This is a genomic window from Streptomyces sp. NPDC057694 (genome assembly GCF_042799415.1).
In the GTDB taxonomy this organism is placed as follows: domain Bacteria; phylum Actinomycetota; class Actinomycetes; order Streptomycetales; family Streptomycetaceae; genus Streptomyces.
In genome coordinates this window covers 145,681-158,697 of the sequence record NZ_JBHVIX010000008.1, presented here as the reverse complement: position 1 = coordinate 158,697, position 13,017 = coordinate 145,681, and the positions used below count along the sequence as shown (strand labels likewise).

10 protein-coding genes are annotated in these 13,017 nt (G+C 69.6%); 8 read left to right on the top strand and 2 right to left on the bottom strand.

Annotation, left to right across the window (positions count from 1 at the left end; genetic code table 11):
* Positions 1-40: 40 nt before the first annotated feature.
* The 6 genes from ruvB to ACFVDP_RS19990 all read left to right on the top strand — a co-directional run bounded on the left by ruvB (position 41) and on the right by ACFVDP_RS19990 (position 8,274).
* Positions 41-1,120 (top strand): Holliday junction branch migration DNA helicase RuvB, encoded by a 1,080-nt coding sequence (ruvB, locus tag ACFVDP_RS20015; RefSeq protein WP_383491209.1) that lies wholly within the window; start codon positions 41-43, stop codon positions 1,118-1,120.
* A 175-nt stretch (positions 1,121-1,295) separates the two neighbouring features.
* Entirely contained in the window at positions 1,296-1,832 is a 537-nt protein-coding gene (gene yajC, locus ACFVDP_RS20010; RefSeq protein ID WP_383491207.1) for a preprotein translocase subunit YajC, read from the top strand.
* A 140-nt stretch (positions 1,833-1,972) separates the two neighbouring features.
* Complete coding sequence (gene secD / locus ACFVDP_RS20005) at positions 1,973-3,745, top strand: protein translocase subunit SecD (RefSeq protein ID WP_383491493.1); 1,773 nt, start codon at positions 1,973-1,975, stop codon at positions 3,743-3,745.
* A gap of 1 nt (position 3,746) precedes the next feature.
* Positions 3,747-4,880: a protein translocase subunit SecF gene (gene secF / locus ACFVDP_RS20000; protein WP_383491204.1), complete on the top strand. Its 1,134-nt coding sequence runs from the start codon at positions 3,747-3,749 to the stop codon at positions 4,878-4,880.
* Between the two features lie 155 nt (positions 4,881-5,035).
* The gene (locus ACFVDP_RS19995) at positions 5,036-5,575 is read left to right on the top strand and encodes an adenine phosphoribosyltransferase (protein ID WP_383491202.1); all 540 of its coding nucleotides are present in this window, start codon (positions 5,036-5,038) and stop codon (positions 5,573-5,575) included.
* Positions 5,576-5,745: 170 nt separating this feature from the next.
* On the top strand, positions 5,746-8,274 hold the full coding sequence (locus ACFVDP_RS19990; RefSeq protein WP_383491200.1) for a RelA/SpoT family protein: 2,529 nt from the start codon (positions 5,746-5,748) through the stop codon (positions 8,272-8,274).
* A 300-nt stretch (positions 8,275-8,574) separates the two neighbouring features.
* On the opposite strand, the gene ACFVDP_RS19985 is transcribed toward ACFVDP_RS19990, so the two are convergent.
* Together ACFVDP_RS19985 and ACFVDP_RS19980 are read right to left on the bottom strand one after the other, a co-directional pair.
* Complete coding sequence (locus ACFVDP_RS19985) at positions 8,575-9,807, bottom strand: DUF349 domain-containing protein (RefSeq protein WP_383491198.1); 1,233 nt, start codon at positions 9,805-9,807, stop codon at positions 8,575-8,577.
* Positions 9,808-9,943: 136 nt separating this feature from the next.
* Positions 9,944-10,735 (bottom strand): peptidylprolyl isomerase, encoded by a 792-nt coding sequence (locus tag ACFVDP_RS19980; protein ID WP_383491196.1) that lies wholly within the window; start codon positions 10,733-10,735, stop codon positions 9,944-9,946.
* Between the two features lie 166 nt (positions 10,736-10,901).
* On the opposite strand from ACFVDP_RS19980, the gene ACFVDP_RS19975 reads away from it, so the two are divergent.
* Together ACFVDP_RS19975 and hisS are read left to right on the top strand one after the other, a co-directional pair.
* On the top strand, positions 10,902-11,612 hold the full coding sequence (locus ACFVDP_RS19975) for an MBL fold metallo-hydrolase (protein WP_383491194.1): 711 nt from the start codon (positions 10,902-10,904) through the stop codon (positions 11,610-11,612).
* A gap of 14 nt (positions 11,613-11,626) precedes the next feature.
* Positions 11,627-12,889 (top strand): histidine--tRNA ligase, encoded by a 1,263-nt coding sequence (gene hisS / locus ACFVDP_RS19970; protein WP_383491192.1) that lies wholly within the window; start codon positions 11,627-11,629, stop codon positions 12,887-12,889.
* The last annotated feature ends 128 nt before the right edge of the window (positions 12,890-13,017 follow it).

The window sequence follows — 13,017 nt, the reverse complement described above, 5'->3', positions numbered from 1 at the left end:
CCCTGATCCCCCGTAGATCCCGTAACGCGAGGCACACCACATGAACTGGGACGAGACGACCGACGAAGCCGCCCAGCAGGCTGCCGACCGGCTCGTCGGTGCGTCCGCCGACGGTGAGGACCAGGCCGTCGAGGCGGCCCTGCGCCCCAAGGACCTGGACGAGTTCATCGGTCAGGAGAAGGTCAGGGAACAGCTCGACCTGGTGCTGCGCGCCGCCCGCGCGCGCGGCGCCACCGCCGACCACGTCCTGCTCTCCGGCGCCCCCGGCCTCGGCAAGACCACCCTCTCCATGATCATCGCGGCGGAGATGGCGGCCCCGATCCGGATCACCTCGGGCCCCGCCATCCAGCACGCCGGCGACCTGGCCGCGATCCTCTCCTCCCTTCAGGAGGGCGAGGTCCTCTTCCTCGACGAGATCCACCGGATGTCCCGGCCGGCCGAGGAGATGCTCTACATGGCGATGGAGGACTTCCGCGTCGACGTCATCGTCGGCAAGGGCCCCGGCGCCACCGCCATCCCCCTGGAACTGCCCCCGTTCACGCTGGTCGGCGCCACCACGCGCGCGGGTCTGCTGCCCCCGCCGCTGCGCGACCGCTTCGGCTTCACCGCCCACATGGAGTTCTACGAGCCGGCCGAGCTGGAGCGGGTCATCCACCGCTCGTCCGGACTCCTCGACGTGGAGATCGACCCGGCGGGCGCGGCCGAGATCGCCGGCCGCTCGCGCGGCACCCCGCGCATCGCCAACCGCCTGCTGCGCCGCGTCCGCGACTACGCCCAGGTCAAGGCCGACGGTCACATCGACCGGGACATCGCCGCCGCCGCGCTCCGGGTCTACGAGGTGGACGGCCGCGGCCTCGACCGGCTCGACCGCGCCGTCCTGGAGGCCCTGCTCAAGCTGTTCGGCGGCGGACCCGTGGGACTGTCGACCCTCGCGGTGGCGGTGGGGGAGGAGCGAGAGACCGTGGAGGAGGTCGCGGAACCCTTCCTCGTACGGGAGGGACTGCTCGCGCGCACTCCGCGTGGCCGGGTCGCCACTCCCGCGGCCTGGGCCCACCTCGGACTCACCGCGCCCCAAGGGAAACCAGGTGCAAGCGGACAAGCGGACCTGTTCGGGGCGTGACGGCGCGCGTAGTCGCCGGGGCTGGAACCCCGGTGCCATGCTGAGCGTTGTTCCCAGATGGCGGACTCGCTTAGACTCCGCCGACGTCGTCCTTACGGTTTGAGGGGCGACGGACGACCCCACACCCCCGACAAGGCCGCGACTCCGACGCGGTCGTATGAAGGAAGTCCCACCCGTGAGTCTCGTGACCCTCCTCCCGTTCATCGTGCTCATCGGGGCCATGTTCCTGATGACCCGGTCTGCCAAGAAGAAGCAGCAGCAGGCCGCGAGTATGCGCAATGACATGCAGCCCGGTTCCGGCGTCCGCACGATCGGGGGCATGTACGCCACGGTCAAGGAGGTCAACGAGGACACGGTCCTCCTCGACGCCGGCCCCGGCGTCCACCTCATGTTCGCGAAGAACGCGATCGGTGCCGTGCTCTCCGACGACGAGTACAACCGCATCGTCCACGGCGTCGACGCCGACTCCGACGCCGACGAGCTGACCGATGGCGCCGTCGTGCCGGACGACGCGTCGTCCCTCACCGAGACCGACGAGACCGCCGCCGACGACTCGCGCATCGACCTCGGCAAGAAGGACGAAGCCGAGACTGTCGACACGGCCGACGAGGCCGACAAGGCCCCCGAGACCGCTGAGGCCCCCAAGGCCGACGCGGCCTCCGAGGCCGGCGCCGAGGCGAAGAAGACCGACGGCGAGTCCGACGCGAAGTAGCCACGACCGGAGCCGGGGGACGTACCGCTTGCGTCCCCGTGGTTCCGGTTCGTGCGTGACGCGCGCGGATTCTCGACCATTTCATGGCCGTCCGGGCACGCATCCCCGATGCCGGACGGATGGAGAGGGAGTACGAGAAGGTGGCCACACCTAAAAAGAGCCGAGGGGCAGGTGCCCAGAGCAAGCCGGGCCGTGCTCTGAGCCTGATCGTGATCGTCATGGTCGCGCTCGTCGGCGGGATGTTCATCTCGGGCACGTTCACCCCCCGCCTCGGCATCGACCTCGCGGGCGGCACGAGCATCACCCTGCAGGCCAAGACCGAGCCGGGTCAGTCCAAGAACGCGATCAACAAGACCAACATGAACACGGCGGCGGACATCATCAACCGCCGTGTCAACGGCTTGGGTGTCTCCGAGGCCGAGGTCCAGACGCAGGGCAACGACAACATCATCGTCAACATCCCGCGAGGTACGAACGAGAAGCAGGCGCGCGAGCAGGTCGGCACGACCGCTCAGCTCTACTTCCGTCCGGTCCTGACGATGGCCGCCGGCTCCCCGACGGCGGACTCCTCGACGAGCCCGTCCCCGAGCGCCTCCTCCAGCGGCAAGCCCACGGACAAGGCGAGCGCGGGCTCCGGCGACAAGGCGACCGACTCGTCGTCCTCCGCGACGCCGTCCGCCACCGCCACCTCGCAGGGCCGCGCCGTCACCGACGCCCTCAAGGCCGACGCGACGCCGAGCGCGTCCGCGAGCGACGACGCCAAGGCCTCCTCGTCCCCGTCGGCGAGCGCCAGCGCCTCCGCCGACCCGGCCACGGCCGCGCTGCAGAAGAAGTTCACCGAGCTGGACTGCACCGACTCGGCGGCCCGCACGAAGGTCAACGAGGGCGCCAAGCCCACCGACACCGTCGTCGCCTGCGGCAAGGACTCGGGCGGCCAGTGGGCCAAGTACGTCCTCGGCCCGTCCGAGGTGAACGGCAAGGACGTCAAGAAGGCCTCGGCCGGCATCAACCAGCAGAGCGGCCAGTGGGTCGTCAACATGGAGTTCACGGGCTCCGGGTCGAAGAAGTTCTCGGCGACGACGGCCAAGCTGAAGGACCAGCAGCAGCCGATGAACCAGTTCGCCATCGTCCTCGACGGTGACGTGGTCTCGGCGCCCAGCGTCAACGCCGTGCTCAGCTCCAACGCCGAGATCTCCGGCAGCTTCAACCAGCAGTCCGCCCAGGACCTGGCCAACGTGCTGTCCTACGGTGCCCTGCCGCTCACCTTCCACGAGCAGAGCGTCACCTCGGTGACCGCCGCCCTCGGTGGCGAGCAGCTGCACGCCGGTCTGATCGCCGGCGCCATCGGTCTCGCCCTGGTCGTCATCTACCTGGTGGTCTACTACCGCGGTCTGGCGATGGTGGCCCTGGCCTCGCTGCTGGTCTCCGGCATCCTCACGTACACGCTGATGACGCTCCTCGGCCCGGCCATCGGGTTCGCGCTGAACCTGCCCGCGGTGTGTGGTGCGATCGTTGCCATCGGTATCACCGCGGACTCGTTCATCGTGTTCTTCGAACGGATCCGGGACGAGATCAGAGAGGGCCGGTCCGTGCGGCCCGCCGTCGAGCGCGCCTGGCCGCGCGCCCGGCGCACCATCCTGGTCTCCGACTTCGTGTCGTTCCTCGCCGCCGCGGTGCTCTACGTCGTGACCGTCGGCAAGGTGCAGGGCTTCGCGTTCACGCTCGGCCTGACCACCCTGCTCGACGTCGTCGTGGTCTTCCTCTTCACGAAGCCGCTGATGACGATCCTGGCCCGCGGGAAGTTCTTCACCGGCCACAAGTGGTCGGGCCTCGACCCGAAGCGCCTCGGGGTCCAGCCGCCGCTGCGCCGCACCCGTCGTTCCGCCGGTCCCGTCGACCCGAAGGAGGCGTGAGATGTCGAAGCTCGGCAATCTCGGCGCCAGGCTGTATCGCGGTGAGGTCGGCTACGACTTCATCGGCAAGCGCAAGATCTGGTACGGCGTCTCGATCCTGATCACCATCACGGCCATCCTCGGCCTGACGGTGCGCGGGCTCAACATGGGCATCGAGTTCGAGGGCGGCGCCGTCTTCACGACGCCCAAGACCTCCGTCTCCGCCTCGCAGGCGGAGAAGGACGCGGAGTCCGCCGCCGACGGTCACGACGCGGTGGTGCAGAAGCTGGGCACCGGCGGTCTGCGCATCCAGATCGCCGGCATCGACACCGGCAAGTCGGACCAGATCAAGGAGGAGCTGTCCAAGGACCTGGGCATCCCCTCCGACAAGATCAACGCCGACCTGGTGGGCCCCAGCTGGGGTGAGACGATCGCCAACAAGGCCTGGCAGGGCCTGGCCATCTTCATGGTCCTCGTCGTGATCTATCTGGCGATCGCCTTCGAGTGGCGGATGGCCATCGCGGCTCTCGTCGCCCTGATCCACGACATCACCATCACCGTCGGGATCTACGCCCTGGTGGGCTTCGAGGTCACACCGGGCACGGTGATCGGTCTGCTCACGATCCTCGGTTATTCGCTCTACGACACGGTCGTCGTCTTCGACTCCCTCAAGGAGCAGACGAAGGGCATCGAGAAGCAGACCCGCTGGACGTACAGCGACATCGCGAACCGCTCGATCAACAGCACGCTGGTGCGCTCGATCAACACCACGGTCGTGGCGCTCCTGCCGGTGGCGGGCCTGCTGTTCATCGGCGGCGGCTTCCTCGGCGCCGGCATGCTGAACGACATCTCGCTGTCGCTCTTCGTCGGCCTCGCCGCCGGTGCGTACTCCTCCATCTTCATCGCCACTCCGCTGGTCGCCGACCTCAAGGAGCGCGAGCCGAAGATGAAGGCCCTCAAGAAGCGGGTGCTCGCCAAGCGGGCCGCCGCCGCGGCCAAGGCGGAGACGGAGCCGGTCGGTTCCGTCCTCGGCCCCCAGGCCGAGGACCCGCTGGGCGAGGACGAGCCGGAGGACGCCGCCCCCGCCGGTGCGGGTCCGCGCAACCAGCCGGCCCGCAACCGCGGCCGCGGCCGCCCCTCGGGCAAGCGCCGCTGACCACCCGGTCACGTACGCCCACGGGCGCCAGGAGCTGCGACGCTCCTGGCGCCCGCGTCGTTTCCGGACAGGGACCACTGCTAGGGTTGACGACCGCGCGGACCCACCGAAAAGGGACGCGGCCAACTCCATCACGGACTCGCTGAGGTGCAGACATGACCGATATCAAGGAGCTGCTCCTCAGCCGCATCCGCGATGTGCAGGACTACCCGGAGCCCGGCGTCCTCTTCAAGGACATCACCCCGCTCCTCGCGGACCCGTCCGCGTTCACGGCCCTCACCGACGCCCTCGCCGAGCTGTGCGTCCGGCACGGCGCCACCAAGGTCGTCGGCCTGGAGGCGCGCGGCTTCATCCTCGGCGCCCCGGTCGCCATCCGCGCCGGTCTCGGCTTCATCCCCGTACGTAAGGCGGGCAAGCTGCCCGGAGCGACGCTCTCGCAGTCCTACGAGCTGGAGTACGGGACCGCCGAGATCGAGGTGCACGCCGAGGACCTCAGCGCCGACGATCGCGTCATGGTCATCGACGACGTGCTGGCCACCGGCGGCACCGCCGAAGCCGCCCTGCACCTCATCCGCCGGGCGGGCGCCGAGGTCGCGGGCGTCGCGGTGCTCATGGAGCTGGGCTTCCTGCCCGGCCGCGCACGCCTGGAGCCCGCCCTGCAGGGCGCTCCGCTCGACGCCCTGCTGGTGGTCTGAAACCGCAGCTCAGAGCCGTAGAGGCGGGCCCGGAGGAATCCGGCGCCCGCCTCTGGTGTTTCTTCAGTACAAGGCCGTACCACCGGCCGAATACGTTCGGTGGGCGCCGGATCGATACCATGGGCTCTCCGGGACCTGAACGGGGGACCCGTCGTGCACGAGGAGCGCCGTTGCCAGACGAGGCCAAGCCACTCACCGCCGCCGCGACCGATCAGCAGGCTGCTCAGGGCGCGGCTCCCTCCGGCACGTCCGCGAACGGGTCCAAGCCCGTGAACGGCGCGAAGCCCGCGCCGCCGCCCGGGACCAAGGCGGCCGAGTCGCCGCGCCCCGAGCCCGCCGCCGAGCAGCCGCGTGCCACGCCGCCGCCCGTCATCCGCGCCGCCGCGAACCAGCCGGCGGCCCGCTCGGGCTCCTCCAACCGGGTCCGCGCCCGCCTGGCCCGCCTCGGCGTCCAGCGCTCGAACCCGTACAACCCCGTCCTTGAGCCGCTGCTGCGGATCGTGCGCGGCAACGACACCAAGATCGAGACCTCGACGCTGCGCCAGATCGAGCGCGCCTACCAGGTCGCCGAGCGCTGGCACCGAGGGCAGAAGCGCAAGAGCGGCGACCCGTACATCACGCACCCGCTCGCCGTCACGACGATCCTCGCCGAGCTGGGCATGGACCCGGCGACGCTGATGGCCGGGCTGCTGCACGACACCGTCGAGGACACCGAGTACGGCCTGGACACCCTCAAGCGGGACTTCGGCGACCAGGTCGCCCTGCTCGTCGACGGCGTGACCAAGCTGGACAAGGTCAAGTTCGGCGAGGCCGCGCAGGCCGAGACGGTCCGCAAGATGGTCGTCGCCATGGCCAAGGACCCCCGCGTCCTGGTCATCAAGCTCGCCGACCGCCTGCACAACATGCGCACCATGCGCTATCTCAAGCGCGAGAAGCAGGAGAAGAAGGCGCGCGAGACCCTGGAGATCTACGCGCCGCTCGCCCACCGCCTGGGCATGAACACCATCAAGTGGGAGCTGGAGGACCTCGCCTTCGCGATCCTCTACCCCAAGATGTACGACGAGATCGTGCGGCTAGTGGCCGAGCGCGCCCCCAAGCGCGACGAGTACCTGGCCATAGTGACCGACGAGGTGCAGTCCGACCTGCGCGCGGCCCGCATCAAGGCGACCGTCACCGGCCGCCCGAAGCACTACTACAGCGTCTACCAGAAGATGATCGTCCGCGGCCGGGACTTCGCGGAGATCTACGACCTGGTGGGCATCCGCGTCCTCGTCGACACGGTCCGCGACTGCTACGCGGCACTGGGCACCGTCCACGCCCGCTGGAACCCGGTTCCGGGGCGGTTCAAGGACTACATCGCGATGCCCAAGTTCAACATGTACCAGTCGCTGCACACGACGGTGATCGGCCCCAACGGCAAGCCCGTCGAGCTGCAGATCCGTACGTTCGACATGCACCGCCGCGCCGAGTACGGCATCGCCGCGCACTGGAAGTACAAGCAGGAGGCCGTCGCCGGCGCCTCCAAGGTGCGCTCCGACCAGCCGCGGACCACCGGCAAGGACGACCACCTCAACGACATGGCGTGGCTGCGCCAGCTGCTCGACTGGCAGAAGGAGACGGAGGACCCGGGCGAGTTCCTGGAGTCCCTGCGCTTCGACCTGTCGCGCAACGAGGTGTTCGTCTTCACTCCCAAGGGCGACGTCATAGCGCTGCCGGCCGGGGCCACCCCGGTGGACTTCGCGTACGCGGTCCACACGGAGGTCGGCCACCGGACCATAGGAGCACGCGTCAACGGACGCCTCGTGCCCCTCGAATCCACGCTGGACAACGGCGACCTGGTGGAGGTCTTCACCTCCAAGGCGTCCGGCGCCGGACCGTCGCGCGACTGGCTCGGCTTCGTCAAGTCGCCGCGGGCCCGCAACAAGATCCGCGGCTGGTTCTCCAAGGAGCGCCGCGACGAGGCCATCGAGCAGGGCAAGGACGCCATCGCGCGGGCCATGCGCAAGCAGAACCTGCCGATCCAGCGGATCCTCACCGGCGACTCCCTGGTCACGCTCGCGCACGAGATGCGCTACCCCGACATCTCGTCGCTGTACGCGGCGATCGGCGAGGGCCATGTCACGGCGCAGTCCGTCGTGCAGAAGCTCGTCCAGGCGCTCGGTGGCGAGGAGGCCGCCAACGAGGACATCGCCGAGAGCGCACCGCCCTCGCGCGGCCGCTCCAAGCGCCGGTCCAACGCCGATCCGGGTGTCGTGGTCAAGGGCGTCGACGACGTCTGGGTCAAGCTGGCCCGGTGCTGCACGCCGGTCCCTGGCGACCCGATCATCGGGTTCGTGACGCGGGGCAGCGGCGTATCGGTTCACCGCAGCGACTGCGTCAACGTGGACTCGCTGTCCCGTGAGCCCGAGCGCATCCTCGAGGTCGAGTGGGCGCCGACCCAGTCCTCGGTCTTCCTGGTCGCCATCCAGGTCGAGGCGCTGGACCGCTCGCGGCTGCTGTCCGATGTGACCCGGGTCCTCTCGGACCAGCACGTGAACATCCTGTCCGCGGCGGTCCAGACGTCCCGCGACCGGGTGGCCACGTCCCGCTTCACGTTCGAGATGGGCGATCCGAAGCACTTGGGGCATGTGCTGAAGGCTGTACGGGGCGTGGAGGGCGTCTACGACGTGTACCGGGTGACATCGGCCAGGCGGCCGTAGTTTCTTCGCGCCCCGCAAGGGGGGCCGTCAGCGGCTTCGCTGCGGGGTACTGACAGCCCCGCTAGGGGCGCGGGGAACTGCGCGACCAGCCCCCACCGGGCGATCACCCGCGGACGGCGCTGTACTGGCCGCCCGTTAGGCGCTCGCCCCGCGCCGTGGGTGCCGCCTTGCCCACCCTGCCGCCCTTGGCGGCAGATTGCCCAAGGCGGGGGGCGGCCGGAGATGCCCAAGGCGCTGGCGGACGCAGAACGGCCCCGGGCCGTGGCCCGGGGCCGTTCTGTTGGCTGCTGGCGGCGGGGGTCAGCCCCCGAACTCCTCCAGGCCCTTGAGCGCGGAGTCGAGCAGCGCCTGTCGCCCGTCGAGCTCCTTCTGGAGCTTGTCGGCCTTGGCGTTGTTGCCCTGCGCGCGGGCCTGCTCGATCTGGCCCGTGAGCTTGTCGACGGCGGCCTGCAGCTGACCGGTCAGACCCGCGGCACGCGCGCGTGCCTCCGGGTTCGTACGGCGCCACTCGGTCTCCTCGGAGTCCTGGATGGCGCGCTCCACGGCGTGCATCCGGCCCTCGACCTTCGGGCGGGCGTCGCGCGGAACATGGCCGATGGCCTCCCAGCGCTCATTGATCGAGCGGAACGCGGCACGGGCCGCCTTCAGGTCCCCGACCGGGAGCAGCTTCTCGGCCTCGGCGGCCAGCTCCTCCTTGAGCTTGAGGTTCTCGCCCTGCTCGGCGTCACGCTCGGCGAAGACCGAGCTGCGGGCCGCGAAGAACACGTCCTGGGCGCCGCGGAAGCGGTTCCACAGATCGTCCTCGTGCTCGCGCTGAGCGCGCCCCGCGGCCTTCCAGTCCGTCATCAGCTCGCGGTACCGGGCCGCGGTCGCGCCCCAGTCCTGCGAGTTCGACAGCGCCTCCGCCTCGGCGACCAGCTTCTCCTTCGCCTTGCGGGCCTCCTCGCGCTGCGCGTCCAGCGAAGCGAAGTGGGCCTTGCGGCGCTTGGAGAACGCCGAGCGGGCGTGCGAGAAGCGGTGCCACAGCTCGTCGTCCGACTTGCGGTCGAGACGCGGCAGACCCTTCCAGGTGTCCACCAGCGCGCGCAGCCGCTCACCGGCGGCCCGCCACTGCTCGGACTGGGCCAGCTCCTCCGCCTCGACGACCAGCGCCTCCTTGGAGTGCCGTGCCTCGTCGGACTGCTTGGCCTTCTGGGCCTTGCGCTCCTCACGGCGCGACTCGACGGACTCGACCAGCTTGTCGAGCCGCTTGCCGAGCGCGTCCAGATCGCCGATCGCGTGCGCGTCGGTGACCTGGTCCCGCAGGTGCCCGATCGCCGTCATGGCGTCCTTGGCGGACAGATCCGTTGTCTGCACCCGGCGCTCGAGGAGCCCGATCTCGACGACCAGACCGTCGTACTTGCGCTTGAAGTAGGCAAGGGCCTCATCAGGAGAACCGGCCTGCCACGAACCGACCTCACGCTCAGTGCCGTCGGCCGAACGCACGTACACGGTCCCCGTCTCGTCGACGCGGCCCCACGGGTCGCTGCTCACAGCGCCTCCTCCACATGATGCCTGCGGGAGGCTCGTGGGCCCCCGGGCATCGTCCACAGTTTCGTCACGGCCAACATAGGCGACCGGCGGGGATGCTGTCCGCATCCCGCGCGACCGAAATTTGGCAGCTGACAGGTCAGCTCTTCTTCACTGTCACAGTCGTGACCTTGACGGTCTTCTTCGGTGCACCATCGGTCTCGCTCTGTCCACCGGCGGCCACCCCGCCCTTCGCGACGGCCTGCACGGCCTTCAGGCCGGCCGCGTCCATCTTGCCGAACGGCGTGTACGACGGCGGCAGCTTGCTGTCCTTGTAGACGAGGAAGAACTGGCTGCCACCGGTGTGCGACTGGCCCGTGTTCGCCATCGCGACCGTGCCCGCGGGATAGGTGACCGTGCCGTCCTTGCCCGCCTTGCCGAGCCCGTCCAGGTTCTCGTCCGGGATCGTGTAGCCGGGGCCGCCCGCGCCGGTGCCCTCCGGGTCGCCGCACTGCAGCACGAAGATGCCGGAGGTGGTGAGCCGGTGGCACTTCGTGTTGTCGAAGAACTTCTTGTCGGCGAGGCTCTTGAACGAGTTGACGGTGTGCGGCGTCTTGGCCGCCTCCATGGCGATGTTCACGTCGCCCTGGCTCGTCTTCATCGCCATCGTGTACGCGGCCTTCTTGTCGATGGCCATCTTCGGCTCGGGCTTCTCCGTGGCGGAGGCGCTCGGGCTGGGGCTCGCCTCGGAGCCCGCGGTGTCCTTCTTGTCATCACCGCTGAAGGCTCCGGCGGCGTACGCGCCACCGGTACCCAGGACGGCCACCGCGAGCACGGAGGCGATCACGGTGTTGCGGGTGCGCGCCTTGCGTCGAGCGGCCTCGCGCCGCTGCTGCTGGCGCAGGAACTTCTCCCGGGCGAGCTGACGCTGCCGCTGATCCTTGGTGACCACCGGATCTTCTCCTCGTACGTGTGTATGACCATGACTGGGCCCTTGATTGTGCCCCGTACCGTATATGGGTTCGCTGTGGAATCGGCAGCGCCGGTAGGCTCTGGTCTGCCGCATCGCTGTATTGCCGCCTTTCGACGGCACTTCCGACGACACATGAAGGACGATCGTGCTGATTGCCGGGTTCCCCGCCGGAGCCTGGGGCACCAACTGTTACCTGGTTGCCCCCGCCGCGGGTGAGGAGTGCGTGATCATCGACCCGGGCCACCAGGCCGCCGAGGGAGTCGAGGAAGCGCTCAGGAAGCACCGGCTCAAGCCGGTCGCGGTCGTCCTCACGCACGGGCACATCGACCATGTCGCCTCCGTCGTCCCGGTGTGCGGGGCGCACGACGTCCCGGCGTGGATCCACCCCGAGGACCGGTACATGATGAGCGACCCAGAGAAGGGCATCGGCCGCACCATCGGCATGCCGCTCATGGGCGAGCTCACGGTGGGGGAGCCCGACGACGTACGGACGCTCGTCGACGGCGCCCGGCTGAAGCTCGCCGGACTCGACTTCTCCGTCGCGCACGCGCCCGGCCATACCAAGGGGTCGGTGACCTTCCAGATGCCCGAGACCACGGACGTCCCGTCGGTGTTCTTCTCGGGCGATCTGCTGTTCGCCGGCTCCATCGGACGCACCGACCTTCCCGGTGGCTCCATGGACGACATGCTCGAATCGCTGGCCCGCGTGTGCCTGCCGCTCGACGACTCGACCGTGGTGCTCTCCGGGCACGGTTCCCAGACGACCATCGGCCAGGAGCGCACCACCAATCCGTACCTGCGGCAGGTGGCCGCCGGCCAGGGATCCTCGACCGAGGCTCCCCGACGAGGAATGTGACGAGAAGACCTCCCGTGAGTACCTTTCAGGCCCCCAAGGGCACGTACGACCTGCTTCCCCCGGACTCCGCGAAGTACCTGGCCGTCCGCGAAGCGATCTCCACGCCGCTGCGCAACTCCGGCTACGGCTACATCGAGACACCCGGCTTTGAAAACGTCGAGCTGTTCGCGCGCGGTGTCGGTGAGTCCACCGACATCGTGACCAAGGAGATGTACGCCTTCGAGACCAAGGGCGGCGACAGGCTCGCCCTGCGCCCCGAGGGCACCGCCTCCGTCCTGCGCGCCGCGCTGGAGGCCAACCTCCACAAGGCGGGCAACCTCCCCGTCAAGCTCTGGTACTCGGGCTCGTACTACCGCTACGAGCGCCCCCAGAAGGGCCGCTACAGGCACTTCTCGCAGGTCGGCGCCGAGGCGATCGGCGCCGAGGACCCGGCCCTGGACGCCGAGCTGATCATCCTGGCCGACCAGGCGTACCGCTCGCTGGGCCTGCGCGACTTCCGGATCCTGCTCAACTCGCTGGGTGACAAGGAGTGCCGCCCGGTGTACCGGGAGGCGCTGCAGACGTTCCTGCGCGGCCTCGACCTCGACGAGGAGACGCTGCGCCGCGCGGACATCAACCCGCTGCGCGTCCTCGACGACAAGCGGCCCGACGTCCAGAAGCAGCTCGTGGGCGCGCCCTCGCTGCGCGACTACCTGTGCGACGCGTGCAAGGCGTACCACGAGCAGGTGCGCGAGCTGCTCGTGGCCGAGGGCGTCGCCTTCGAGGACGACGAGAAGCTGGTCCGCGGGCTCGACTACTACACGCGTACGACCTTCGAGTTCGTCCACGACGGGCTCGGCTCGCAGTCCGCCGTGGGCGGTGGCGGTCGCTACGACGGTCTGTCCGAGATGATCGGCGGCCCGTCGCTGCCGTCGGTGGGCTGGGCGCTCGGCGTGGACCGCACGGTGCTTGCCCTGGAGGCCGAGGGCGTGGAGCTGGAACTCCCGTCCACGACCAGTGTGTTCGCCGTTCCGCTCGGCGACGAGGCGCGGCGGGTGCTGTTCTCCAAGGTGACCGAGCTGCGCAGGGCCGGGATCTCGGCGGATTTCTCGTTCGGTGGCAAGGGGCTCAAGGGCGCCATGAAGAACGCCAACCGCAGCGGTGCGCGGTTCACGCTCGTCGCGGGTGAGCGGGATCTCGCCGAGGGTGTGGTGCAGCTCAAGGACATGGAGTCCGGCGAACAGTCCGCGGTCGCGGTGGACCAGGTCGTCGAGGTGCTCCGGGCCCAGCTGACCTGACTCCCGGCTGACGGCCGATGGCCGCTTCTCGCGCAGTTCCCGGCGCCCCTGGAGGGCGAGCTTCGCTCGCTTCAGGGGCGCGGGGAACTGCGCGACCAGCCACGACGAGAGCCGCAGCTTCGCTCGCT